This window comes from Blautia acetigignens, assembly GCF_025566865.1.
Lineage (GTDB): Bacteria > Bacillota > Clostridia > Lachnospirales > Lachnospiraceae > Blautia_A > Blautia_A acetigignens.
This window is the reverse complement of the sequence record NZ_JAOQJM010000001.1, coordinates 348,030-372,029: the sequence shown is the minus strand read 5'-3', so window position 1 is coordinate 372,029 and position 24,000 is coordinate 348,030. Positions and strand designations below refer to the sequence as shown.

Annotated in this window: 24 protein-coding genes and 2 pseudogenes; 19 read left to right on the top strand and 7 right to left on the bottom strand. The window is 47.0% G+C overall.

The annotated features are described in order from the left end of the window. Positions 1-48: 48 nt before the first annotated feature. On the bottom strand, positions 49-951 hold the full coding sequence (locus OCV70_RS01715; protein WP_173765873.1) for a selenium metabolism-associated LysR family transcriptional regulator: 903 nt from the start codon (positions 949-951) through the stop codon (positions 49-51). A 40-nt stretch (positions 952-991) separates the two neighbouring features. Continuing rightward, on the bottom strand, positions 992-2,173 hold the full coding sequence (locus tag OCV70_RS01710; protein WP_173765875.1) for an aminotransferase class V-fold PLP-dependent enzyme: 1,182 nt from the start codon (positions 2,171-2,173) through the stop codon (positions 992-994). A gap of 167 nt (positions 2,174-2,340) precedes the next feature. Here OCV70_RS01710 and yedE point away from each other — a divergent pair, with 167 nt between their 5' ends. From yedE to OCV70_RS01670, 8 genes are all read left to right on the top strand, one after another. After that, complete coding sequence (gene yedE / locus OCV70_RS01705) at positions 2,341-3,420, top strand: YedE family putative selenium transporter (protein WP_173765877.1); 1,080 nt, start codon at positions 2,341-2,343, stop codon at positions 3,418-3,420. Between the two features lie 116 nt (positions 3,421-3,536). After that, entirely contained in the window at positions 3,537-3,743 is a 207-nt protein-coding gene (locus tag OCV70_RS01700) for a sulfurtransferase TusA family protein (protein ID WP_021925328.1), read from the top strand. After that, positions 3,743-3,985 (top strand): putative Se/S carrier protein, encoded by a 243-nt coding sequence (locus tag OCV70_RS01695; RefSeq protein ID WP_021925329.1) that lies wholly within the window; start codon positions 3,743-3,745, stop codon positions 3,983-3,985. Before OCV70_RS01700 ends, OCV70_RS01695 begins: the two co-directional genes overlap by 1 nt. Positions 3,986-4,132: 147 nt before the next feature. Beyond that, positions 4,133-4,771 carry a DUF3786 domain-containing protein gene (locus tag OCV70_RS01690; RefSeq protein WP_173765879.1) on the top strand — a complete coding sequence of 213 codons (639 nt, stop codon included), beginning with the start codon at positions 4,133-4,135 and terminating at the stop codon, positions 4,769-4,771. Positions 4,772-4,895: 124 nt separating this feature from the next. Next, positions 4,896-5,663 carry an ABC transporter ATP-binding protein gene (locus tag OCV70_RS01685; RefSeq protein WP_173765881.1) on the top strand — a complete coding sequence of 256 codons (768 nt, stop codon included), beginning with the start codon at positions 4,896-4,898 and terminating at the stop codon, positions 5,661-5,663. Beyond that, on the top strand, positions 5,656-7,680 hold the full coding sequence (locus tag OCV70_RS01680) for an FtsX-like permease family protein (RefSeq protein ID WP_262579077.1): 2,025 nt from the start codon (positions 5,656-5,658) through the stop codon (positions 7,678-7,680). Before OCV70_RS01685 ends, OCV70_RS01680 begins: the two co-directional genes overlap by 8 nt. Before the next feature lie 146 nt (positions 7,681-7,826). Then, positions 7,827-8,552, top strand: coding sequence for an AzlC family ABC transporter permease (locus tag OCV70_RS01675; RefSeq protein ID WP_173765885.1), 726 nt, complete (start codon positions 7,827-7,829; stop codon positions 8,550-8,552). Continuing rightward, positions 8,542-8,859 carry an AzlD domain-containing protein gene (locus tag OCV70_RS01670; RefSeq protein WP_021925334.1) on the top strand — a complete coding sequence of 106 codons (318 nt, stop codon included), beginning with the start codon at positions 8,542-8,544 and terminating at the stop codon, positions 8,857-8,859. The genes OCV70_RS01675 and OCV70_RS01670 overlap by 11 nt, the downstream gene beginning before the upstream one ends. A 47-nt stretch (positions 8,860-8,906) precedes the next feature. Here the strand turns inward: OCV70_RS01670 and dapF are convergent, their stop codons facing one another. Then, a complete protein-coding gene (gene dapF / locus OCV70_RS01665; RefSeq protein WP_021925335.1) occupies positions 8,907-9,761 on the bottom strand; it encodes a diaminopimelate epimerase in 855 nt (284 codons plus the stop codon). A gap of 265 nt (positions 9,762-10,026) precedes the next feature. Here dapF and OCV70_RS01660 point away from each other — a divergent pair, with 265 nt between their 5' ends. From OCV70_RS01660 to OCV70_RS01650, 3 genes are all read left to right on the top strand, one after another. Then, entirely contained in the window at positions 10,027-10,806 is a 780-nt protein-coding gene (locus OCV70_RS01660; RefSeq protein ID WP_021925336.1) for a transporter substrate-binding domain-containing protein, read from the top strand. A 132-nt stretch (positions 10,807-10,938) separates the two neighbouring features. Further along, on the top strand, positions 10,939-11,631 hold the full coding sequence (locus OCV70_RS01655) for an amino acid ABC transporter permease (RefSeq protein WP_021925337.1): 693 nt from the start codon (positions 10,939-10,941) through the stop codon (positions 11,629-11,631). Beyond that, positions 11,621-12,367, top strand: a complete 747-nt coding sequence (locus OCV70_RS01650; protein WP_021925338.1) for an amino acid ABC transporter ATP-binding protein — start codon at positions 11,621-11,623, stop codon at positions 12,365-12,367. Before OCV70_RS01655 ends, OCV70_RS01650 begins: the two co-directional genes overlap by 11 nt. Before the next feature lie 71 nt (positions 12,368-12,438). Here the strand turns inward: OCV70_RS01650 and OCV70_RS01645 are convergent, their stop codons facing one another. The 3 genes and pseudogenes from OCV70_RS01645 to OCV70_RS19525 all read right to left on the bottom strand — a co-directional run. Continuing rightward, positions 12,439-12,849, bottom strand: a complete 411-nt coding sequence (locus tag OCV70_RS01645; protein WP_021925339.1) for a CBS domain-containing protein — start codon at positions 12,847-12,849, stop codon at positions 12,439-12,441. Between the two features lie 27 nt (positions 12,850-12,876). Then, complete coding sequence (gene asnA, locus OCV70_RS01640) at positions 12,877-13,884, bottom strand: aspartate--ammonia ligase (RefSeq protein ID WP_117850862.1); 1,008 nt, start codon at positions 13,882-13,884, stop codon at positions 12,877-12,879. A 99-nt stretch (positions 13,885-13,983) separates the two neighbouring features. Further along, positions 13,984-14,031 (bottom strand): annotated as a pseudogene (locus OCV70_RS19525) (DUF6783 domain-containing protein); the annotation flags it as partial. On the opposite strand from OCV70_RS19525, the pseudogene OCV70_RS19520 reads away from it, so the two are divergent. From OCV70_RS19520 to OCV70_RS01630, 3 genes and pseudogenes are all read left to right on the top strand, one after another. Then, a pseudogene (locus OCV70_RS19520) lies at positions 14,014-14,118 on the top strand (DUF6783 domain-containing protein); the annotation flags it as partial. The pseudogenes OCV70_RS19525 and OCV70_RS19520 sit on opposite strands and share 18 nt — an antisense overlap. Before the next feature lie 103 nt (positions 14,119-14,221). Then, positions 14,222-15,040, top strand: a complete 819-nt coding sequence (locus OCV70_RS01635) for a hypothetical protein (protein WP_173765887.1) — start codon at positions 14,222-14,224, stop codon at positions 15,038-15,040. A 101-nt stretch (positions 15,041-15,141) separates the two neighbouring features. After that, entirely contained in the window at positions 15,142-15,594 is a 453-nt protein-coding gene (locus tag OCV70_RS01630) for a hypothetical protein (RefSeq protein ID WP_117850858.1), read from the top strand. Between the two features lie 107 nt (positions 15,595-15,701). Here the strand turns inward: OCV70_RS01630 and arcC are convergent, their stop codons facing one another. Further along, positions 15,702-16,634: a carbamate kinase gene (gene arcC, locus OCV70_RS01625; RefSeq protein ID WP_021926896.1), complete on the bottom strand. Its 933-nt coding sequence runs from the start codon at positions 16,632-16,634 to the stop codon at positions 15,702-15,704. Between the two features lie 448 nt (positions 16,635-17,082). On the opposite strand from arcC, the gene OCV70_RS01620 reads away from it, so the two are divergent. From OCV70_RS01620 to fmt, 5 genes are all read left to right on the top strand, one after another. Next, positions 17,083-18,795 (top strand): COG1361 family protein, encoded by a 1,713-nt coding sequence (locus OCV70_RS01620; RefSeq protein WP_262579069.1) that lies wholly within the window; start codon positions 17,083-17,085, stop codon positions 18,793-18,795. Between the two features lie 62 nt (positions 18,796-18,857). Beyond that, entirely contained in the window at positions 18,858-20,315 is a 1,458-nt protein-coding gene (locus OCV70_RS01615) for a UDP-N-acetylmuramoyl-L-alanyl-D-glutamate--2,6-diaminopimelate ligase (protein WP_195587178.1), read from the top strand. Positions 20,316-20,318: 3 nt separating this feature from the next. Next, on the top strand, positions 20,319-22,547 hold the full coding sequence (gene priA / locus OCV70_RS01610) for a replication restart helicase PriA (RefSeq protein WP_186900704.1): 2,229 nt from the start codon (positions 20,319-20,321) through the stop codon (positions 22,545-22,547). 19 nt (positions 22,548-22,566) lie between these two features. Continuing rightward, positions 22,567-23,049 (top strand): peptide deformylase, encoded by a 483-nt coding sequence (def, locus tag OCV70_RS01605; protein ID WP_021926892.1) that lies wholly within the window; start codon positions 22,567-22,569, stop codon positions 23,047-23,049. Beyond that, a complete protein-coding gene (gene fmt / locus OCV70_RS01600) occupies positions 23,050-24,000 on the top strand; it encodes a methionyl-tRNA formyltransferase (protein WP_173765893.1) in 951 nt (316 codons plus the stop codon).

The window sequence follows — 24,000 nt, the reverse complement described above, 5'->3', positions numbered from 1 at the left end:
AATGACAGTGGTGAGACTGATGGATTCCCTGGTTCTGTTTTACGGATGTTATTGATAAAAGTGCTGCACGAAACGTAAGAACTGTTTTACGTGGGGCTTGAGGATGCGGTTTTTGCTGTAGACGATGTAAAAGGTACGCATGGCCTTTTCGTGGTTCAGAGGGAACATGAGAATCTGGTGTGTGGCAGCCAGGTCCTGGGCGGAGCAGGCGGATAAAATGGAGATGCCAAGTCCTTCTGCCACAGACTTGCGGATGGCTTCCAGATCGTTCATTCGTGCCACAACATGCAGACTGGTATCCGGAATATTATGGGATTCCAGATAACGGTCAATTTCCTTTTTGGTACCAGATCCGCTTTCCCGCATAATAAACGGCTCATCCAGAAAATCAGAAAAATCCAGAGTACCAAGATCTGCCTTTTCCTGATATTTCAGGTAATGCTCATTCACAGGCGTGGCAATTACCAGTTTGTCCGTTCGAAAAGGAATGAAGCAGCAGTCCGGTTCCTCGAAAGTATTTCCCACAAGTGCCAGATCCACGCTTCCGTCCAGCACCCTGGACACGGCCCCCAGGCTGTCCGACTGCCAGGAATGGAAATAGACATCCGGAATCTGACAGGTAAAAGCACTGAGAATCTCCGGAAGCAGATAAGAGGAAGGAATGGTGGAAACTGCCAGATCTACAATCTTTTTATTGATTCCAGTAAATTCTTCTATAATATTGCTGCGCATATTCAGAATGTTGGAAGCACAGTCATAAAGCTGAAGTCCTCTTTGGGTGATGGTCAGCTTCTTGGTGGTGCGGATCAGCAGCCGGGAGTTTAGTTCCTGCTCCAAGGACTGGATGTGTGCACTGATGGTAGGCTGGGTCAGATTCAGCTGCCTGGCCGCTTCGGAAAAGCTTTTATTTTCAACTACAGCCACGAAGGCTTCTAATTGTTTAAATTCCATAGAGTTATGAGTGCGAAGATCTCGCAGTCCTTTCCTAAAATTAAATATCCAGAATTTTCTTTAGCCCATCAATTGCCGTATCCAGTTCTTCCTCTGTATTTTCTGGTCCAAAGGAAAAACGGATGGTTCCGGCAGGATAGGTGTCAAGCGTTTTGTGGGCGTTAGGGGCGCAGTGCAGCCCAACTCTTGTCATAACACTGTATTCACTATCCAGTCTCCAGGCAACCTGTGCCAAGTCCTGCTCTGGCGTCTGAAGGGAAACAACAGCAGTTCGATCCTGCAGATCATTCTTACCCACAATACGGATATGCTTTCCGGTATCATCAAGTTCCAGCAGTTTTTCCAGAAAATATCCGGTCAGCTTCATTTCCCTCTGGTACAGCTGTGCCATATGAGTTTCAAAATTTTCCTCTCCGTTTTTCAAAAATAAAAGTGCCTGATGCAGTCCATAGATTCCCGGAAGATTGGGCGTTCCGGATTCAAAACGATCCGGCAAAAAATCCGGGATTTCTTCTGTATGGGATACGCTTCCCGTTCCTCCGGAAATCAGCGGTTCCATTAATTCTGCCATTTCCTGTGTAACCAGAAAGCCCCCTGTGCCTTGAGGCCCGCGAAGCCCTTTATGACCGGTAAAAGCCAGGGCATCAATGTGAAATTTCTCCATATCAACAGGCAGAATCCCGGCTGTCTGAGCAGTATCTACAATGAAAAAAAGGTAATGCTTCCGGCAAATTTCCCCAAGTTCTGCCAGGGGCATGCAGGTTCCGCAAACATTGGAAGAATGAAGGGCGACGATGGCTCTGGTGTTGGGGCGGATCAAAGGTTCCACCTGTTCCGGGATCATAGAGCCGTCTTCTCTGCAAGGAATACGATCGAAAGTAATTCCATGGGAGGTCAGCTGCACTACAGGACGCATCACCGCATTGTGTTCCATGGCGGAAACCAGAATGTGATCACCCGGTTTTAGAAGTCCTTTTAGGATAAAATTCAGGCTGGTGGTGATATTGGGGGTAAAGATCACATTTTTACATTTTGGAAAATGAAACAGCTGGGCGAGAAGCTGGCGGGTTTCATAAATGACCTCTTCTGCGGAGTATGCGCTGGAATAGCAGCCGCGGTTTACGTTGGCTCCGTTTAAAGTCAGGTAATCCATCATGGCCTGGGCCACCCCAGGAGCCTTTGGAAAAGAGGTGCTGGCATGATCGAGATATATGCGGTTCATAGTGACGAAATCCTTTCTTGAAAGTTTTTATTTGTATCCTATCATACCATAATCTATCGAAAATATCTATAAATACACAAAATAATCCCCCATAATCAATTAGAGTTTTCTGACAAAAAATGTTAAAATAAAGGAAAGATTTGACACTTGTACAAGGAGGAAAGAGTATGAAAGAAAGTTTGTCAAAGAAAGAGACGCCTATGATCATTGGAGCGGGCGTCATCATTGGAATCATTGCAGTGGCTCTGGTCTATTTCGGAAACCCTGCAAATATGGGTTTCTGTATTGCATGTTTCCTGCGTGATACCACAGGTGCCCTGGGATTTCATTCCGCAGCGGCAGTGCAGTACATACGTCCGGAGATTGTGGGACTGGTTCTTGGTTCCTGCATCCTGGCCCTTGCAACCAAAGAATTCAAGCCAAGAGGCGGCTCTGCACCTGTCACCCGTTTTGTCATTGGAATGTTCGTTATGATTGGATGCCTGATGTTCCTTGGTTGTCCGTTCCGTATGATCCTTCGCCTTGCAGGCGGTGACTGGAACGCCATTTTTGGGCTGATTGGATTTATTGTTGGAATTCTGGCTGGCGTATTTTTCCTGAAAAAAGGATACACTCTGAAACGTTCCTATAAGATGCAGCCGGTTGAGGGTGTCATTTTCCCGGTCGTGGAAATTGGAATTCTGGTACTTCTGATCGCGGCACCTGCATTTATTCATTTCACAGAAGCAGACGGCGGCCCTGGCGCAAAGCATGCGGCAATTGCCATTTCCCTGATTGCAGGACTTGTAGTTGGTGCCCTGGCACAGAGAACCCGTCTTTGCATGGTTGGCGGTATCCGTGATGTAGTTCTGTTTGGAGAATGGAAGCTGCTTCTTGGATTTGTTGCAATTCTGGTAAGTGTCCTGATCGGAAATATGATTCTTGGATATTTCCATCCTGGATTTGCAGGACAGGCAATCGCGCATACAGATGGTCTGTGGAATGCACTTGGAATGGCACTGGCTGGATTTGGCTGCGTGCTTCTTGGCGGCTGCCCACTTCGTCAGCTGGTACTGGCAGGAGAAGGAAATACAGATTCCGCAATTACTGTATTTGGACTGATGGCTGGCGCAGCTGTGGCTCATAACTTTGGGCTTGCTTCTTCTGGTGAAGGCCCTACAGCAAATGGAAAGGCAGCAGTTATAATTGGATTTGTTGTGCTGTTTGTGATCGCGGCAGTTAACTCTGCACGTAAGGCAGAGAGTTAAAAGGCAATAAAGTCCAATATGACCTTGGATCAAAATCCTGTCAACCAATACAGATAAGAGATTATTCAGTTGAAACGCAGCAGAAATTTCATCTTCAAAGAAAGGGGATTTCATTTATGAAAACAGTAGACGCAAGAGGTCTTTCCTGTCCGGAGCCTGTGATCCGCACCAAGAATGCTCTGGCATCCGGGGAAAAGGCATACACCGTAATGGTAGATAACGTAACCGCAAGAGAGAACGTATCCCGTTTTGCCATGCATCAGGGATATCAGGTTTCATGGAAAGAGGACGGGGAAGATTTCATTCTGACCCTGGAAAAATAATGGAAGACTATATTGCCACATTTTTTTCCCATTTCGGAGCGATGGCATTTAAGAAAAAGTGTGACAAAGAAGGCTACCCGGCTGTGATCATGCCGGTGCCGAGAAATTTAAGCTCCTCCTGCGGAACCTGCGTGAAATTCACCGGAACCGCAGAGAAAGCCCGGAACTGGAACTCAGATGAATTAGAACAGCTGGCCCAGGTTCTGGAAAACGGAACCTTTCAGGTAATCTGGCATAGCTAAAAAAAGAGAAGCAGCGCGCTCTCTATCATCTTTTACAAAGTGATAGAAAGGTAGCGCTGCTTTGTGGTTTTTGGGTATATTTGCATATCCATATAAAGTTTGCTAAAATGGAAACCAATGAAACGAAATCAGAAAGAAGGTGTATCTTTGAAAGAAACAGAGAAATCCAACTATGACCAGGTAATCGAGAACTGGCGTCTGAAATTCCTGGAAATGGATCAGGAGAAACTGACCCGGAAGTTTCATCTGGAGGCGGACGAAGAGGCGCTGTATATCGTATATTTTTCCAGGAAGCTTCGGATCGACCGGAAGAGCGGAGTGATTACGGATCAGGGGGTGCATCCGGGCTTTGACACTGTGATGAATATTTACAACACCTTTTATTATGCATCCGAACATCCCGTTGCATCTGGAAATCTGGTGGCCTTCCGCCAGGTAAAAAGAGTGTATCCTTTCGAGGCTGCCTACCGAAGAACTATCATTTCCAAACTGCAGACCATCTTTTCCGGGAAAACACAGGAACTGAAAATGGCATGTGAAGCCCTTGGCGGCACGCCGCTTCCACAGGGAGATGTAGGTTATATGCTGCCTGTTTTCCCGTTTTTAAACATAGCAGTTCTTTTCTGGGATGGGGATGAGGAGTTCGATGCCCAGGCAAACATGCTGTTTGATTCGGAAATCACAGAGTTTATGCATGAAGAAAATGTAGTCTGTGTGGCAGCAGATGCAGTCTATTATCTGACCCTGGCAGCAGGCCTTCCCGGGGAAAAAATTTACGCAGAGTAATAAAATCCATCCAACCTTACAAAATCGTAAGTTTCCCACCGCATTTTGTAACCTGATTCGATGGCAGTGACCTGATTTTTTCACTATACTGTCAGACATAGTAAAGAAAGAGAGGACATAAAACATGCCATTGCTTGAAGTTACAAACCTGAAGAAAATATATACCACCCGCTTCGGCGGCAATAAAGTACAGGCCTTATCCAACGTAAATTTCTCCGTGGAAAAAGGAGAATTCGTTGCCATCATGGGAGAGAGCGGTTCCGGAAAAACCACCCTTCTGAATATTCTTGCGACTCTGGATAAGCCAACCTCCGGAGAGGTTCTTCTGGACGGAAAAAGCCTGGTGCACATTTCCGACAAGGAGGTTTCCGCATTCCGAAGAAAAAATCTGGGATTTGTATTCCAGGATTTTAATCTTCTGGATACCTTTAGTTTAAGAGACAACATTTACCTTCCGCTGGTGCTTGCCGGGGAAGATTACCGGGAAATGGCACAGAAAATCCGCCCCATTGCCCAGGCCCTTCACATTACCGAGCTTCTGGAAAAATATCCCTATGAGGTATCTGGCGGTCAGAAGCAGCGCTGCGCAGTGGCAAGAGCACTGATCACAAACCCACGGCTGGTGTTGGCAGATGAGCCGACAGGCGCCCTGGATTCCAAGGCAGCCAATGCTCTTCTGAATGTATTCGGAGAAGTAAATAGGCAGGGACAGACTATTCTTATGGTTACGCACAGCGCACAGGCAGCAAGCCGGGCTTCCAGAGTCCTTTTCATCAAGGACGGTGAGGTATTCCATCAGATTTACCGAGGGGAAAAAACAAAAGAAGAAATGTACCAGATGATTTCCGATACTCTTACCATATTGATGACAGGCGGTGAATATCATGCGTAACGGACTTTTTGCAAAGCTGGCACTGGTAAACATAAAGAAAAACCACCAGACCTATGTGCCTTACATTCTGGCGAGCCTGTTCGATGTGGCAATGCTGTATATGATGCTGTTTATCAACAATAATGCAGGAATGAAAAGGATCCGCCATAGTGGGGATGTGCTGATGATCACCAGCATGGGTGTGGGAATTATCATTATTTTTTCCTTTATTTTTCTTCTGTACAGCAACAGCTTTTTAATGAAGCGAAGACAGAAGGAACTGGGACTTTACAATATTCTGGGTCTGGAAAAAAGGCACATCAGTATTGTGATGAGTATGGAAACCGTGATTACTTCTTTGATCAGTTTAGCAGGAGGAATTCTTGTAGGAATTCTGGGAAGCAAGCTTGTCCTTTTGCTGCTTCTGAAGCTGATTCGGCTGCCGGCTGCGTTTGGATTTGAAATAGGCATTCAGGCAATCATCACTTGTCTGGAAGTGTATGGCGTTATATTTGCAGTGATTCTTCTGGTAAACATACGGAAAGTATATAAGGCAAAGCCAATTGAACTTCTTAAGGCAGAAAATGCAGGAGAGCGGGAACCAAAAGCAAAGTGGCTGATGGCCCTGATTGGATTTATCTGTCTGTTTGCAGGATATTATATTGCAGTTACCACGGAATCCCCTTTGTCTGCCCTGGCACTGTTTTTTGTTGCCGTCTTGCTGGTTATGGCAGGAACCTATCTGCTTTTTACAGCAGGAAGCATTGTAATCCTGAAAATCATGCGCTGGAACAAGAAATTTTACTATAAGGCAAAGAATTTTACTGCCATTTCCGGTATGCTTTACCGAATGAAGCAAAATGCGGTGGGACTTGCAAGTATCTGTATTTTAAGTACCGGCGTGCTTTTGATGGTATCCACTACGGTATGCCTGAATTCCGGAATTGATGACATTATTAATCTGCGCTGTCCATCAGATGTGAGCGTGATGTACAAAGCGGATTCAAAGGAACAGCTGGAAAATATCAGAGCGAAGCTTTTGCAGGAAATTGAGGATCAGGCTTCTTACGAAAAATTAAATACGGAAATTAATTTTTCCAGCACTCTGGTTAAAGATGGGAGCGGCAACTGGAAATTTGAAAAATCAGATGGGAGTACCTTTTCCGAACTTCAAAACCAGCTGGAGACCCTTACCGTTGTTCCCCAGGAGGAATATTCCAGAATTACCGGTGAAGAAATTTCTCTTGAACCCGGTGAAGTCCTTGCTTACAGGGATGGAAAAGCAGGTGAAGACGCTCTGGAAATTCATGACAGCGTTTACCAGGTAAAAGAATGGCTGAAGGATTATGAATATGTGGGAGATAATTTTTCTTCCATGGATTCCATTAAGTTGATTGTAAATGATGAAGATTTCCAGAAGCTATATGAGGAACAGGCCGAGGCTTATGGAGGCGTTTCTTCTATGGCATCCATGGAGATGGATGTTTATCTTAATGGAACAGAAGAGGAAAAAGAGGCTGATGCGTCGAAAATTCGTGACCTTGCCATGGAATTTTTTGATGGACAGAAGGAAGCGGGAAATCTCCCGGCAGAAAGCTATTGTATGACCTCTGTGCGGTACGAACTGTATGAAAGCTTCTACAGCTTGTTTGGCGGAATTTTGTTTCTTGGAATTTTCCTTGGCCTTTTGTTCTTAATGGGTGCAGCCATGATCATTTACTACAAGCAGGTTTCCGAGGGCTATGAGGATAAAGACCGTTTTGAAATCATGCAGAAGGTGGGTATGACCCACAAAGAGGTGAAATCCTCCATTCACAGACAGATCCTTATGGTATTTTTCCTTCCGCTTGGAATGGCGGCTCTTCATATTGCTATGGCATTTCCTATGGTAAAAAGACTGTTGGCGCTGTTCAGCATGACCAATATTGGTCTGTTTGCAGGATGTACGGTGATTACCATTCTGGTATTTGCTGTGATCTATGGAATTATTTACGGGCTTACAGCCAGAACCTATTATAAAATCGTAGAAAGAAGATAAGGGCAGGGTTGTATTTACCAGTGTAAAGTGTTACAATGAGATAGCCTGGGAGGCAAAAGAATGCTTCCCAGGCTATTTATGCGAAAAAAGCCTGACTGGTATTTCTAAAAAAGCAGACAGGCAGAAGAAACCGGAGGAAATCTCTCATGAAAAAAGAGAGCTTTAAGCAGGGAATTACAGATGGAATCCCCATTGCCCTGGGGTATCTGGCAGTTTCCTTTACGTTTGGCATGATGGCGGTGCAGGGCGGACTTACCATCTGGCAGGCAGTTCTGATTTCCCTGACCAATCTTACGTCAGCGGGACAGTTTGCGGGACTGGACATTATCATAGCAGGAGGCTCTCTGTGGGAGATGGCACTGACTCAGCTGATCATCAATTTGAGATACTGCCTGATGTCCTTCTCTCTTTCCCAGAAGCTGCGCAGGGATGAGCCCTGGGGACACCGCTATGGAGTGGCTTTTGGCGTGACAGACGAAATTTTTGGTGTCAGTGCCAGCAAGCCTGGCAAGGTCAGTGCTTTTTACAATTATGGCGTGATGAGCGTGGCTATTCCAGGCTGGACATTTGGCACCCTGCTTGGAGCGGTTTCCGGCAGTCTTCTGCCTGATTTTATTATGAGCGCACTTAGCGTGGCAATTTACGGGATGTTCCTGGCTGTGATCATTCCTCCTTCCAAGAAAAACAAAGCGGTGTTTCTGGTAGTGCTTGGAGCCATGGCAGTGAGTGCACTGTTCGCCTGGACTCCGGTTTTATCAAAGGTATCATCCGGATTTGTGATCATTATCACTACCATTCTGGTTGCCGGAATTGCGGCTGTGCTTTGCCCGGTTGCAGAAGAAAACGAGAAGGAGGAAGCTCATGAAGCCTAATGTTTATATTTATATACTGGTTATGGCGGGAGTGACATACCTGATCCGTATGCTTCCCCTGGCACTGGCGAAGAAGGAGATTACCAATCCTTTTGTAAAATCTTTTCTGTTTTATGTGCCTTATGCCTGCCTTGCAGCGATGACCTTCCCGGCCATTTTGTCAGCAACGGCAAGTGTGGTCTCTGCTGTAGCCGGATTTATCGTAGCGCTGATCGCAGCCTACAGAGAAAAAAGCCTGCTGACCGTAGCCCTTTGGGCTTGCGCTGCAGTATTTATTGTAGAAAGAATAATGGCCTTTGCGGCGTAAGCGTTTTGCAGTGCTTACGGTTCGCAAGGGCCATTTCTTTTCCGTATTTATTCTCCAAGAAATCCTAAATCAATTTCTCCGTCAAATACAGTAGTTGCCGGACCGGTCATGTAAACCTGATCGTCGCTTTCATCCCAGAAAATATTCAGGTCGCCTCCAAGAAGCTTCACAGTAACCGGCTGATTCCTGTCAACCAGTCCGTTTAAAATAGAAGAAACCGCAACTGCACAGGCTCCTGTACCGCAGGCAAGTGTTTCGCCGGAACCGCGCTCCCACACCCTCATCTGGACAGTGTGACGGTCGATTACCCTGACAAACTCTGTATTCACACGGTCCGGGAAGTTCACATGAGATTCAAAAGACGGTCCGATTTTCTCAATATCCAGTCCGTCTACATCATCCATGTAGACAATGGCATGAGGATTTCCCATGGAAACAGCTGTGAAACGGTAGGTCTGTCCGTTCACTTCGATCGGTGCGTCGATCACCTGCTCATCCTCTGAAACAACAGGAATGAGAGATGCCTGAAGAATTGGTGCCCCCATATTTACCTTTACCATGCTGACCTTGCCGTCGCGGATGGAAAGATCCAGATATTTCACGCCGCTTTTGGTGGCAACGCTGATGCTGGTCTTGTTTACAATGCCGTAATCGTAGGCATATTTGGCAACGCAGCGGATTCCGTTTCCGCACATGGCACCCTGGGAACCATCCAGGTTATACATATCCATCTCACAGTCTGCAATGTCAGAGGGCTTGATCAGGATCAGCCCGTCAGAGCCAATGCCGAAATGGCGGTCACTTACAAACTTCGCCACCGCTGACGGGTCTTTCACAGTTTCTTTGAAGCAGTTCACATATACATAATCGTTTCCGATACCATGCATTTTTGTAAATTTCATAATAATTACCTCCTTGTATCCGGCGGGTAAACGCCTTGTTTTTATACTCCTCATCACGTGTCTCTATCTTATCATACCACAAGTCTGTTATGAAAAAGTGAATTTTTCCAAATTTTCTCAGAAAACAGGAAGCAAAAAAATAAGGAATCTTATGGAAAGTCTTGCATTTTTCACAAAAGCTGATAAAATGGGGGAAAGATAGATGAATGAATATGCGGGAACTATGCATAATTATTCCTGCATACAATTAAGAGGAGGAAAAAATATGAAAAAATTAACAGCTTTAGCACTTGGCACTGTAATGGCAGTTTCCATGACAGCTGGCGTATCCGCTGCAACTGTCGAGTCCAAGGATGACCTTAAGAACGCTACCATCGGCGTACAGCTTGGAACCACCGGTGATATTGAAGCAAGTGAATATGAGAAAGACGGCGCAACTGTTAAGCGTTACAGCAAAGGAAGCGAAGCAATCCAGGCACTTCTGGCAGGACAGATCGACTGTGTGATCATCGATTCCCAGCCAGCTCAGAAATTCGTTGAGAACGCAGACGGACTGAAAATCTTAGACGAGCCATTCGTAGAAGAAGAGTATGCAATCTGCCTGAAGAAAGGCAATGACGAGCTTCTTGACAAGATCAACGGAGCTTTAGAGGAACTCAAAGAAGACGGAACCGTTGATGATATCATGAATAACTACATCGGTGACAACATTGGTGAGACACCATATGAGTCCCCGGAAGATGTTGACCGTTCCAATGGAACACTGATAATGGCTACAAACGCTGAGTTCGAGCCATATGAATACCGTGAGGGTGACACCATTGTAGGTATTGATGCGGATATCGCACAGGCAATCTGCGACAAGCTTGGATATGAGCTTGAGATCGACGACATGGAATTCGATGCAATCCTTGCAGCTGTACAGTCCGGAAAAGCTGACTTCGGTGCTGCCGGAATGACTGTTACAGAGGACCGTCTGGAGAGCGTTGATTTCACAGACACCTATGCAAACGCAAGCCAGGTTATCATTGTAAAAGCTGACTGATAGAAGAAATACAGTATAAGCTGCCCTGATCATGAGTCACCCTGAACGGCAATCCGCGAAGAACTGCCCCGGGGTGGCTCATCTGGTGTTATTGAATGCTGTGAATTCTGTTAAAGTAAAAAGGAAAAAAATATGTTTGAAAAATTTGGACACGATTTTTATATCAATTTTATAAAAGATGACAGATATACTTGGCTTCTGGATGGTCTGAAAAACACCATGATCATCACTGTATTTGCCCTTCTCATTGGTATCTGCATCGGTTTTCTTGTTGCGATCATCCGTTCCTCCCATGACAAATCCGGGAACTTCAAGATTGCAAATGCGATCTGCAAGGTTTATCTGACTGTCATCCGCGGTACCCCGACCGTCATCCAGCTGCTGATCATGAACTTCGTTGTGTTCGGATCTGTCAGCGTCAATGAAATCCTGGTAGGAAGCCTGGCGTTTGGTATCAACTCCGGTGCATACGTTGCGGAAATCGTCCGTTCCGGAATCATGTCCATTGACCAGGGACAGACAGAGGCAGGACGAAGCCTTGGACTTAATTTTACCCAGACTATGCGTCTGATCATTATTCCGCAGGCGTTCAAGAACGTGCTTCCTGCACTGGTAAATGAGTTTATCGTGTTGATCAAGGAGACATCCATCATCGGCTACATCGGAATGATGGACCTGACCAAGGGTGCTATGCTGATCCAGAGCCGTACCTACAATGCATTTATGCCTCTTCTGGCAGCGGCTGCAATCTACCTGATCGTGGTCATGGTACTGACCTTCTTTATGAATAAACTGGAGAGGAGACTGAGAACCAGTGAGCGTTGATAAGAGCAAAGTTTTGATCCAGGTACAGGATCTGAAGAAAGCATTTGGAGCAAACCAGGTACTGGATGGAATTTCCACAGATATCTGTCAGGGCGAGGTTGTTGCCATTATCGGACCTTCCGGTTCCGGAAAATCCACCTTCCTTCGTTCCCTGAATCTTCTGGAAGTGCCCACAGGCGGCAAAATCCTGTTTGAGGGAACGGACATTACTGATCCCAAGGTTGACATTAACCGTCACCGCCAGAAAATCGGAATGGTTTTCCAGCAGTTTAACCTGTTTCCACACAAAACTGTAAAGCAGAACATTATGATGGCACCGGTTGCCCTGAAGCTGATGACCAAAGAAGAGGCATCTAAGCGTGCTGATGAACTTCTTGCCCGCGTAGGACTTCCGGACAAGGCAAATGCTTACCCGGATATGCTTTCCGGCGGACAGAAACAGCGTATTGCCATTGCAAGATCCCTTGCCATGAATCCGGATGTGATGTTGTTTGATGAGCCAACTTCTGCGCTGGACCCGGAGATGGTAGGCGAGGTTCTGGAGCTGATGAAAGAGCTTGCCAAAAGCGGCATGACCATGGTGGTGGTTACTCACGAGATGGGATTTGCCCGTGAGGTAGCAACAAGGGTTCTGTTCATTGACGATGGAAAAATTCAGGAGCAGAATTCCCCTAAGGAATTTTTCGAAAATCCAAAGAACCCGCGTCTGAAGGAATTTTTATCCAAGGTTCTTTAAATAAACAATAAAAAACGGCAGCCATGCATTCCCTTATGAAATGGGAAGATGTGTGACTGCCGTAATTTTATTCAGGCATTTTTCTTCATTTCTTTGTAACAGTATTTGATGATCTCTTTACGTGTTACGATTCCGATAAAATGATCCTGGTCATCGATAACCGGAACAAAGTTCTGGTTGATGGCCCGGTCCAGAAGATCCTCCATATCACAGTCAACATGAACCGGCTTGTAGGTGGCTCTTCGCTGGATCGCCATAACCGGGATGTCCTCAGCACTCTTCATATCTGTAATGTTCAGATTCTTCATGCCCCAGAGAAGGTCTCCCTCGGAAATGGTTCCTACATATTTGCCCTCTGGATTCAGAATAGGAATACAGGAGAACTTGCGGTGCTCCATTTTCTCAATGGTCTGACGCAGGGTTTCATTCTCGAAAATGTAAGCAACATCATTTTTCGGTGTTAGGAAAAAAAGTATATTCAATTTTAATCCCTCGTTTCGTTGATGGATTTACAGAAGCGGAATTCCGTTCTTTGCAGCTTCCTCCTGTATTTCCTTAGGCCACAGGGAAACATGTACCTCACCGATGTGAGCCTTGCGCAGGAAGAACATACAGATACGGGACTGTCCGATACCGCCGCCGATGGTGTATGGAAGCTCCTTGTTCAGGATGGCTTTCTGGAATGGAAGCTCTCTTCTGTCATCGCATCCGGCTTCTGTAAGCTGTTTGTCAAGTGCTGTTTCGTCTACACGGATACCCATGGAGGAAAGCTCAAGGGCAATGTCCAGTACCGGATAGTATACCAGAATATCACCGTTTAATTCCCAGTCATCGTAGTCCGGGGCACGTCCGTCGTGGCGCTCCCCATTGGACAGCATCTTGCCGACCTGCATAAGGAAAACGGCACCTTTTTCTTTGACGATCTTGTATTCTCTTTCCTTAGGAGTAAGGTCCGGATACATGTCTACAAGCTCTTCTGTGGAAACGAATGCAATCTCTCTTGGAAGGATCTCTTCTATGTAATCATACTGTACAGCCATGTATTTCTCGGTCTTTCTAAGAACGCTGTAGATGGAGCGGACAGTATTGATCAGTGTTTCCACGTTTCTTTCTTCCTTGGAGATGATCTTCTCCCAGTCCCACTGGTCCACATAGATGGAGTGGATGTTGTCTACGTCCTCGTCGCGGCGGATGGCAACCATATCGGTATATAAGCCCTCGCCCTGGGCGAAGCCGTATTTCTTCAGTGCGTATCTTTTCCATTTCGCAAGGGAGTGGACGATCTCGGCATTGCCTTCCATATTCTTGATATCGAAGCTTACCGGGCGTTCCACGCCATTTAAGTTGTCATTGAGGCCGGAGCTTGGGTCTACAAATATAGGTGCGGAGACACGCAGAAGGTTCAGCTTCTGGGCAAGTGTCTGCTGGAAAAAGTCTTTGACAGTTTTAATTGCTACCTGAGTATCATGGAGATTAAGGTCTGCATGATAGCCCATAGGAATTTTCAATTGTTCCATGGGAATCCTCCTTGTTGATGTTGGTGGAGCATGTCTGAGTTGCAGACAGGCTCTAGAGCCTGCCCCCAAAATCATTCCTGCAATCTGCACCCCCCACTTTGCGGGAGATTTTGCCCGAATTCAGTTGCCGTAGCCCGCTACGGCGCCCTCATCCGGACAAAATCTCCCACAAATTGTGACGCACATCTTGCAGAAAGCCTTTTTCAAACATGCTCTAATCTTGGTTTATTATAACAGGTATTTTCCCAGTTGGCAATTTACACCTTGCAAGAAATATATAAAAAAGATACAATAAAGAAAAGTTGTCCGGGGAATTTGCAGGATACGGGAGGTTTTTATGGAGAGAAAACGGTGTCAGGTCTGTGACGGACCTGTTGTAAACGGCAGATGCAAGCTGTGCGGAATGCCTTATCGAAATGATGAGACGCTGTATCATCTGAATGAGAACAGAAGCGATCATTACCGCCATGCCACCAGCAGGGCGCGTGCTATGATGCGCCAGGAGGAAATCCCGCTGGGGGATAAGAAGCCGGGAAGCGCAGGAACCTATAAGGCATGTGCACAGACGGCGGCAGCAAAAAAGAATGCCAGTGGAAATAAAGCGGCGGGGAACGGCTATAAGCAAACTGCGGCGAATAAGCCTGGCGGATATTCTGCGAATGCCAGCAGACCGAATATGGGAAATTCCTATGGACAGAAACAGACCGCAAACAGTACATATGCCAAGAACTATAGCGCAGGAGGCAAAAGCGGTACTCATACAAAAGCATCTGCTAAGAAGAAAAACAGCTGGCTTGGCTGGCTGATCATGATCATTGTGATCTGTTCTGTGGTGCCTGGGCTGAGAGATGGGATCCAGGAAGGTTTTATGCAGGAGTTCGGGGATTCTTTCAGTGAGATGTTCGGAGAAGCCTATGAAATGCACGCAGGAGATACTCTGGTAGTCGGCGGAGGAATTGAGGCTGGTTATTATACAGCATCCTGTGATAAAGGTGTTCTATATTTTGCCATCCAGGGAAAAGATGGCGAAAACGGAAGAATGTCTGTGGCAGAAGATGAAGAGTGTAAGATTACCTTAAATGAGGGTGACATGATACATGTGGTCAGTGCAGATCCCCAGGATGCTGCCCTGCGGCTGACCTTGCATGAAAATTAACAGGATGGATGCAGGTATTGATTGTGAAGCAGGATAGGCAGCATATTGGCAGGAGGTTTTTGCCGTAAGAGACTCACCAGAAGAAAGGATACAACCAGGAAATGACAGAAGAAAAAGAAACAAAATCAGGACGCAGGAAAAAATGGATGCTGGTGGCAGGTACGATCCTTGTGATCGCGGCTGTGTTCACCTGTATTTCCTGGAATTCCATGCATCCGTCCAAGACCGTGACCATGAAGGAACTGGAAGATTATGCCAGCCAGGAACTGATCAATCAAATCGAATGCATCAACGGCTCTTACGTGGTGATGATCTGCGACGAACAGGAGCAGGCAAGCGACTGGTATGCCCTTGCAGATGAAACCGACCAGGCAGAAATGGAGGCGCTGGCGGAAAAAGCGGATGTACAGATCAGAAGCCAGAAGATTTCTCCGCCTGTGATTTTCATTATGTATGCTATACAGTTTGCAATCTGTTATGGGATTGTGTGGGGAATCTGGAGACTCTACGGGAAATTCCGGATTGGAAAGAGAAAACAGCATTACCGGGTGTAAGGAAAAACCTTGTGTTCATAGTCATGAAAAATAGAAAATGACGATGAACGCAAGGTTTTATTTTGTTTCTACGAAATAGAAAGCCCTTTGGGACACGCTTTAGTGGCTTATCGAATGATAGTTCCAGCTTTCTCTTCATATCCTTCCTTGGCATGAGCCATATCTGTGATAACAGCGGCACGTCCTTCGCCTTTTTCGATGAAGGAGATACCTGCTTCAATCTTCGGAAGCATGGAGCCGGAAGCAAACTGATCTTCCTCTATGTATTTCTTAGCATCTGCTGCAGAAATGGAACCAAGCTTCTGCTCATCTGCCTTGCCAAGATTCAGGCTTACATTCTCTACGCTGGTAAGGATGAGAAGTGTGTCTGCATTCAGTTCTTCTGCAAGAAGTCCAGCAGCAAGATCCTTCTCAATAATAGCGCTGGCACCGTGAAGGTTGATGCCCTGCTCAAGAACCGGGATTCCGCCGCCGCCTGCTGCGATGACTACCTGGTCTGCATTGAGAAGTGCGCGGACAGTCTCAATCTCAACGATCTTCTGAGGCTTGGGAGCTGCTACAATACGTCTGTAGCCGCCATCTGGAAGCTTGGTAACGAAATTGCCCTTCTCTTCCTCTGCTTCTGCCTCTTCCTCTGTAAGCACACGTCCGATAATCTTCTCCGGATCTGCGAATGCATCGTCATAAGGATCGATGACAGTCTGGGTAAGGACGGTGGCAACAGGTTTATAAATACCGCGTTTGATAAACTCTGTACGGATTGCATTCTGAAGGTCGTATCCAATGTAGCCCTGGCTCATTGCGGAGCATACGGACATAGGAGCGAATGTGTAATCCGGATGGGCTTTTCCAAATTCATTCATTGCAGTGTGAATCATACCGATCTGCGGACCGTTGCTGTGGGAGATCACTACCTTCGCTCCGTCTTCAACAAGATCTGCGACTGCCTTTGCTGCAGCCTGTGTAGCAATTTTCTGCTCAGGAAGTGTTGTGCCCAGAGCTCTGTGGCCTAATGCAACTACTACGATTTTTTCACTCATAGGAGATACCTCGTTTCTGTCAAGAATATAATAGAATGTAATATAATTCATTATAAAAGGTAAAGGCGGGAATTGCAATAGATTCTTTGGGTTATTGTTCACGGAGTGAACAGTAACTTCTTTGGAATTGGAAAAGGATTAGAAACAGGAAAAGCCATCCGCGCGGTGCGGATGGCTTATTTCCTATATTTTTTGAGGGGGGAGATAGAGAGTGGTTTTTCATCTATCCGAGAGCTATTATATCTGTAATTTGTGAGGAAAGTGTGTCGCAAATCTAAAAGAAATCGAAAAAATATGAAATGAAAATAAAGTTTGAAATTGGAAAAAATTTGTGTTAAAGTGGACATATCACAAATCCGTGTTCTGCGGAGAAGAAGTTCTATCGCGCCTGTTCGGCGCAGGATACCCTGTTTATTTTATTTTTTTAGCTTAAGAAAGGGAGAAGTGTATGATCAAAAACAGAATATGGAAAAGAATTGCTGCATTGGGATGCTGCCTGCTGACCGGAGCAGGTCTTTTCTCCGGCTGTATGGCACAGCCTGTGGGAGCAGCGGCTGCAGATGGCGGAATTGTAACGGTTTCGCAAAGCGCAAGGTGGACGGATCTGGAAAATTTCCAGGCGGTAATTTCGGTCAGGGCAGACGGACTTGGTAATTTGTCATGGACCGGGAACGAAGGGAATGAGGACAATGAAAGCCCGGAAGGCAAAGCTGCTGGTTTTCAATCTGATGGCGGAAAGGATACAACAGAAATCGAACCAGACATCATCTCAGAAATCCAGTCAGAACCTGCTTCGAATCTGGAGGACACCTCAGAAGTTCTATCAGAATTGCCTTCAGAATCCACACCCGAAACAGTCTCAGGCATACAATCCCGCCATCTGGTTGTCTGGCTGTCTGAATATTTTCAGCCAGACCTGCCTGTGTCTTTGCCTGAAGGCTGTCTGATGGAAGAAATGCCCATACAGACTGCGGACGGACGAAGCGCTTCCATCTACGGCTTCCGATACAAAATAAATCCCGGGGAAACCGAAAAAATCCTGGAAATTCCAGTCAGCTTGCGCAGGGAATACCGTTATCCACTGGAAAAAAGGGCGGTATCCACCTGCCAGGATGCTCCTCTTGAAAAAGGTGTGGAAAACCTGTGCCAGGGAGGCGTCTATATCGTGGAAAAGTCAGGTGACAGCCAGCGTATCATTTGTCAGACAACCTCGGATTTTCTGGAAATTCCGGCAGGAACCTCGGATTTTTCCGTAGAAGTAAGTCACGTGGAGGAAACTGCAGTCGCCGGCAACCGGATTCTGATGAACGCCAGTCTGGTAAACACCGGGCAAGTACCTTTCTACCATATTTCCCTGCAGGCCCAAACCTCTGATGGGGATATCATACCAGTGTGGGAAAATGAGCCAAACTTAGAGGTGCTCCAGGAAAGTGTCCTGCTGGAAAGTCTTGCAGAAGGAGAAACAAGAACCCTTTCCTTTTATGCAGACACTTCCTCCGCACAAAAAGGAGAGCTTACTTTCGAAGTTCTGGCACAAACCCAGGAACCCATATCCCTTGAGCGTACCGGGACGGCACAGGTGATTGTCCAGCCCCCAAAAGCTTCTTTTACCGTGAAAAAAACGGCAGACTGCAACACAGCCTGCCCAGGTGATACAGTGACCTACCAGATCAGCATCCACAACACCGGGCAGCAGACCCTTCATTCCGTCATTACCACAGAACGGTTCCAAATGGCAGGAGTTTCCGCCGCTTTCCTGGAGCAGGAAGGCGTGACCCTGAACAAAACGAAAACCCAGGCGAAAATTCCGGAAATCGTACCGGGAGGATGCGTAAATCTAAAAGCTAGAGTTGTGCTGCCTGACCAGCTGGAAGACCAGAATCTGGTCAATCAGGTCATTGTAGTTACGGATGAAACAGGAGAAGATGAGGCAGTTCGGGATCAGACTTCCATACGGGTAGAAAATAAGAAAACCTCAGATGCTGTTTCCTCTGGGGCAAAATCCGGGAACGGCAGCTCAGGTGCGGGCAGAACTGGCAAAGGCCAGGCTCCAAAGACCGGGGATAATTCTCACAGAGAACTGTTCCAGGCATTGATTTTAGTGTCTTTTCTGATTTCAGCCCTGGCTGCCAGACGGATGTTTTTTCGCAGGAAAGATTGAAAACAATTACGGTGTGTGCTATTCTATAAAAGAGTACGTTCAAATATAGGGAGGCATGTATAATGAAATTATCATCCTTATTAGAGAAGTTAGAATACACCTGCGTACAGGGAAATCCCCAGCAGGAAGTTACCGGTGTTGTTTATGACTCCAGAAAAGTGACAGAAGGTTCTCTGTTTATCTGTATCAGAGGCGCTGTTGTGGATGGACATAAATTTGTACCGGATGTAGTAGCCAAGGGAGCGAAGGTTCTGGTTGTGGAAGAGCCTGTCAATGCACCATCTGATGTTACCGTCATTCAGGTAGCAGATACCAGATATGCCATGGCATTTATTGCTGCAGCCTGGTTCGGACATCCGGCAGAGAAGTTAAAGACAATCGGAATTACCGGAACCAAGGGAAAAACCACCACTACTTACATGGTGAAATCCATTCTGGAAAATGCAGGATACAAGGTTGGCCTGATCGGTACCATCGAGGCGATCATTGGCGATAAGGTGATCCCTGCTTCCAATACCACACCGGAATCCTATGTGGTACAGGAATATTTCCACAAAATGGTGGAAGCCGGCTGTGACTGTGTGGTAATGGAGGTTTCTTCACAGGGACTTATGCTTCACCGTACCCAGGGCTTTGTGTTTGATTTTGGTATTTTCACCAACATTGAGCCAGACCACATCGGCCCCAATGAGCATAAGGATTTTGATCACTATCTGTCCTGCAAGGCTATGCTTCTGAAGCAGTGCCGGGTAGGAATCGTAAACCGGGATGATGAGCACTTTGACCGGATCGTGGAGGGACATACCTGCACATTGGAGACATACGGATTTTCAGAGAAAGCAGACCTTCGCGCAGAAGACGCCAAGCTGGTTGGCGGCAAGGGATATCTTGGAATTTCCTACCATCTGAAGGGACTTATGGATTTCCCTGTGGAAATTGACATTCCAGGTAAATTCAGCATCTACAATTCCCTGACAGCCATTGCAATCTGCCGTCATTTCAAGGTTTCTAAAGAGAATATTCTGAAAGCCCTGAAGGTAGCCAAAGTAAAAGGCCGTATTGAGATGGTGAAGGTGTCCGATGAGTTTACCCTGATGATCGATTATGCACACAATGCAATGGCTCTAGAGAGCCTTCTTACCACCCTTCGGGAGTACCATCCCCACAGACTGGTGTGCCTGTTTGGCTGCGGCGGCAACCGTTCCAAGCTTCGCCGCTATGAGATGGGCGAGGTTTCTGGACGTCTGGCAGACCTGACCATTATCACTTCCGATAACCCAAGAGATGAGGAGCCGCAGGCGATCATTGATGATATCAAGGTAGGAATGGCCAAGACAGAGGGCAAATATGTGGAGATTCCGGACCGCAAGGAAGCAATCGCATATGCCATCCATCACGGCGAGCCAGGAGACATCGTAGTTCTTGCAGGCAAGGGCCACGAGGACTACCAGGAAATCAAAGGCAAGAAATATCCAATGGATGAGCGTGTGCTGATCGCAGATATCCTTGCCGGAAAATAAAACATGACCTATGCAGATATTATTGTAGATATTTCCCATGAAAAGCTGGACAAAAGCTTTCAGTATCTGGTTCCCCAGCAGTTGGAGGAACAGATTCAGGTGGGAATGGTGGTGCAGATTCCTTTCGGCCGGGGGAACCATGTACGAAAGGGATATGTGGTGGGGCTTTCCAGCAAGCTTAAAGTAGACGGAAGCTGTATCAAATCCATTGTAAGCATTGAGAATGACCAGGAGACCATTGAATCCCGTCTGATTGCTCTTGCGGGATGGATGAAGGAGCATTACGGTTCCACCATGATCCAGGCGCTAAAAACCGTACTTCCCATTCAGAAAAAGGTGAAAGCCCAGGAAAAACGGTGGATAACCCTTTCCATTTCCAGGGAAGAGGGGGAAAAGCTTCTGGAAGAGCTAAAGAAAACCCGGTTCAAGGCAAGGATCCGTCTCCTTGAGGCATTGCTTGGGGAAAACGGAGGCAGAATCGAAGCATCCCTGGCACTGAAGGAACTTGGAACTACCGTTTCAGTTCTGAAGTATTTTACGGAAAACAAGGTTGTCACTGTGGAATCTGACCAGATTTACCGAAATGCGGTTTACGACGCTGAGAAGATTCCTCACCTGGCACCGGATACCTTAAGTGATCCGCAGAAAAAGGCAGTAGAACAGATTCTTGCAGAGTGGCAAAAGCCAGCACCCCGCCCGGTTCTGCTTCACGGTGTTACCGGAAGCGGCAAGACTCAGGTCTATATGGAACTGATCGACCAGGTGATCCGGCAGGGCAGACAGGCCATTGTACTGATTCCGGAGATAGCCCTTACTTATCAGACTGTGAGACGTTTTTACGGGCGATTTGGTGATAAGGTATCTGTGATCAATTCCAGGCTTTCCCAGGGGGAGCGCTACGACCAGTTCAAAAGAGCAAAGCAGGGGGAACTCCAGGTAATGGTAGGTCCCCGTTCTGCACTTTTTACCCCCTTTGGGAACTTAGGGCTGATCATTATTGACGAGGAACATGAATCCTCCTATAAAAGTGAGAACAGTCCCAGGTATCATGCACGGGAAACTGCCATATACAGGGCGAAAATGGAAGGGGCAAATGTGATACTTGGTTCTGCCACTCCATCGATGGAAGCTTATTACCGCGCCGGCACAGGGGAATATGCCCTGGTGAAGCTGGAGGCCAGATATGAAGAGCGGCCTCTTCCCCAGGTATCAATTGTGGATATGCGGGAACAATTAAAAAAAGGCAACCGCTCCGCTCTTAGCATGGAGCTGAAAGGAGCCCTTGGCCAGTGCCTTGCAAAAGGAGAACAGGCCATGCTGTTTCTCAACCGCCGGGGTTATGCAGGCTTTGTGTCCTGCCGTTCCTGCGGCCATGTGATGAAATGTCCCCACTGCGACGTGTCCTTAAGTGAGCATAATGGAAGAAAGCTGATTTGTCATTACTGCGGCTATGAGACCGCTAAGCCGGACAGATGTCCGGTCTGTTCCTCCCCTTATATAGGAGGATTCAAAGCAGGAACCCAGCAGATCCAGCAGGTGGTGGAAAAAGAATTTCCAGAGGCGAGAGTCCTTCGCATGGATTATGACACCACACGGGCCAAGGGCAGTTATGAGGAAATCCTGGAAGCTTTTTCCCAGCACAGGGCAGACATCCTCATTGGAACCCAGATGATCGTCAAGGGACATGATTTTCCAGATGTGACTTTAGTCGGCGTGATCGCGGCGGATCTTTCCCTGAATGCAGACGATTACCGCAGCGGGGAGCGCACCTTCCAGCTTCTGACTCAGGCAGTAGGACGTTCCGGAAGAGGCAAAAAAGAGGGGCACGCCCTGATCCAGACTTACAGCCCGGATCATTACAGCATCCAGACAGCGTCCAGGCAGGACTACGAGGAGTTCTATGAGGAGGAGATGGGATACCGGATCCTTATGGATTATCCGCCCTCTGCCCATATGATGGCAGTGCTTGGAGCGTCGGAGGATGAGGCTGTGCTGGAGGCAGCCATGCATTATCTCAGGCTGTTTGTGGACAAGCTTCACTCTGGAAAAGCACTGCATGTGATCGGCCCTGCCCCGGCACCTGTGGGAAAAGTAAAAGACATATACAGAAGAGTAATCTATCTGAAGCATGAGAATTATGACCTGCTTGTGCGGATCAAGGACAGGCTGGAGGAATATATTGAAATTAATTCCGGCTTCAGGAAGGTAAATATACAGTTTGATTTTTTATAGAAAAAGGAGATTAAATAAGATGGCACTTAGAACAATCAGAACAGAGGGAGATTCCGTTTTGGAGAAAGTCTGCAGACCTGTAGAGAAAATTGACAAGCGTACCAAGGATCTGGTAGGAGACATGCTGGAGACCATGTACGATGCCTGCGGTGTAGGTCTTGCAGCCCCTCAGGTAGGCGTATTAAAAAGAATCGTAGTGATCGATATCGGAGACGGCCCGCTGGTTCTTGTAAATCCGGAGATTCTTATGACTTCCGGTGAGCAGACTGGCGAGGAAGGATGCTTAAGCGTTCCGGGAATGTCCGGTCAGGTTACCCGTCCCAACTATGTGAAGGTGAAAGCGCTTGATATGGATATGAAGGAGCAGGAATACGAAGGAGAAGGACTTCTTGCAAGAGCTTTCTGTCATGAGATCGATCATCTGGATGGAAAAATGTACACCCGTCTGGTTGAAGGCGAGCTCCATCATGTAAGCTATGATAACGAGGAGGAAGAAGACTAAATGAGAATTGTTTATATGGGAACACCGGATTTTGCGGTGAATCCTCTTCACGCCCTGGCAGAAGCCGGATATGAAGTTGTGGGCGTTGTCACACAGCCTGACAAGCCAAAGGGCAGAGGAAAGACCATGCTGCCAACACCTGTAAAGGAAGAGGCAATGAAGCATGGATTTCCTGTTTTTCAGCCGGTGAAAGTACGGGATCCGGAATTTCAGGAGGTTCTGGAGGGACTGGAGCCGGATATTATTGTGGTAGCAGCATTCGGACAGATCATTCCGAAGAGCATTCTGGAACTGCCAAAGTACGGATGCATCAACATCCATGCCTCCCTGCTTCCCAAATACCGCGGTGCAGCGCCAATCCAGCAGGCGGTGATTGACGGGGAAAAAGAATCCGGCGTAACGATCATGCAAATGGGAACCGGTCTTGATACAGGAGATATGATTTCCAAGATCATAGTACCCCTTGCTGCAGATGAGACTGGCGGAAGCCTGTTTGACAAGCTGGCAGAAGCAGGCGCAAAGCTTCTTATTGCGACTTTGCCTCATATTTTTGACGGCACAGCCGTTTACGAGAAGCAGCCGGAAGAAAGCCCGACCCCATATGCAGGCATGATCACCAAGCAGATGGGACTGATGGATTTCTCCAAATCTGCCGCAGAACTGGAAAGACTTGTGCGAGGCTTAAATCCCTGGCCAAGTGCCTTTACCTTCTATAATGGCAAAACATTAAAGGTATGGGAGAGCTTTGTGGCAGAGAGTGACGATCTTAACCAGGCAGAACCTGGAACCGTTGTAAAAGCAGACAAAAAAGGAATTTATGTGGCCTGCGGCGAGGGCGTTCTGGTGCTTTCCCAGGTTCAGTTGGAAGGAAAGAAACGAATGGACGCAGATGCATTCCTTCGCGGATGCCGCATAGAAGCCGGAAACAGATTCGCAGATAAAAAGGAGTGA

Coding starts and splice junctions, on each gene's coding strand:
- OCV70_RS01635 (WP_173765887.1), top strand. CDS start 14,222: ATGGAGAGAAAACGGTGTCAGGTCTGTGACGGACCTGTTGTAAACGGC.
- yedE (WP_173765877.1), top strand. CDS start 2,341: ATGAAAGAAAGTTTGTCAAAGAAAGAGACGCCTATGATCATTGGAGCG.
- OCV70_RS01615 (WP_195587178.1), top strand. CDS start 18,858: ATGAAATTATCATCCTTATTAGAGAAGTTAGAATACACCTGCGTACAG.
- OCV70_RS01620 (WP_262579069.1), top strand. CDS start 17,083: ATGATCAAAAACAGAATATGGAAAAGAATTGCTGCATTGGGATGCTGC.
- dapF (WP_021925335.1), bottom strand. CDS start 9,761: ATGAAATTTACAAAAATGCATGGTATCGGAAACGATTATGTATATGTG.
- OCV70_RS01670 (WP_021925334.1), top strand. CDS start 8,542: ATGAAGCCTAATGTTTATATTTATATACTGGTTATGGCGGGAGTGACA.
- def (WP_021926892.1), top strand. CDS start 22,567: ATGGCACTTAGAACAATCAGAACAGAGGGAGATTCCGTTTTGGAGAAA.
- OCV70_RS01700 (WP_021925328.1), top strand. CDS start 3,537: ATGAAAACAGTAGACGCAAGAGGTCTTTCCTGTCCGGAGCCTGTGATC.
- asnA (WP_117850862.1), bottom strand. CDS start 13,884: ATGGAACAATTGAAAATTCCTATGGGCTATCATGCAGACCTTAATCTC.
- OCV70_RS01675 (WP_173765885.1), top strand. CDS start 7,827: ATGAAAAAAGAGAGCTTTAAGCAGGGAATTACAGATGGAATCCCCATT.
- priA (WP_186900704.1), top strand. CDS start 20,319: ATGACCTATGCAGATATTATTGTAGATATTTCCCATGAAAAGCTGGAC.
- OCV70_RS01660 (WP_021925336.1), top strand. CDS start 10,027: ATGAAAAAATTAACAGCTTTAGCACTTGGCACTGTAATGGCAGTTTCC.
- fmt (WP_173765893.1), top strand. CDS start 23,050: ATGAGAATTGTTTATATGGGAACACCGGATTTTGCGGTGAATCCTCTT.
- OCV70_RS01710 (WP_173765875.1), bottom strand. CDS start 2,173: ATGAACCGCATATATCTCGATCATGCCAGCACCTCTTTTCCAAAGGCT.
- OCV70_RS01715 (WP_173765873.1), bottom strand. CDS start 951: ATGGAATTTAAACAATTAGAAGCCTTCGTGGCTGTAGTTGAAAATAAA.
- OCV70_RS01655 (WP_021925337.1), top strand. CDS start 10,939: ATGTTTGAAAAATTTGGACACGATTTTTATATCAATTTTATAAAAGAT.
- arcC (WP_021926896.1), bottom strand. CDS start 16,634: ATGAGTGAAAAAATCGTAGTAGTTGCATTAGGCCACAGAGCTCTGGGC.
- OCV70_RS01685 (WP_173765881.1), top strand. CDS start 4,896: ATGCCATTGCTTGAAGTTACAAACCTGAAGAAAATATATACCACCCGC.
- OCV70_RS01630 (WP_117850858.1), top strand. CDS start 15,142: ATGACAGAAGAAAAAGAAACAAAATCAGGACGCAGGAAAAAATGGATG.
- OCV70_RS01695 (WP_021925329.1), top strand. CDS start 3,743: ATGGAAGACTATATTGCCACATTTTTTTCCCATTTCGGAGCGATGGCA.
- OCV70_RS01680 (WP_262579077.1), top strand. CDS start 5,656: ATGCGTAACGGACTTTTTGCAAAGCTGGCACTGGTAAACATAAAGAAA.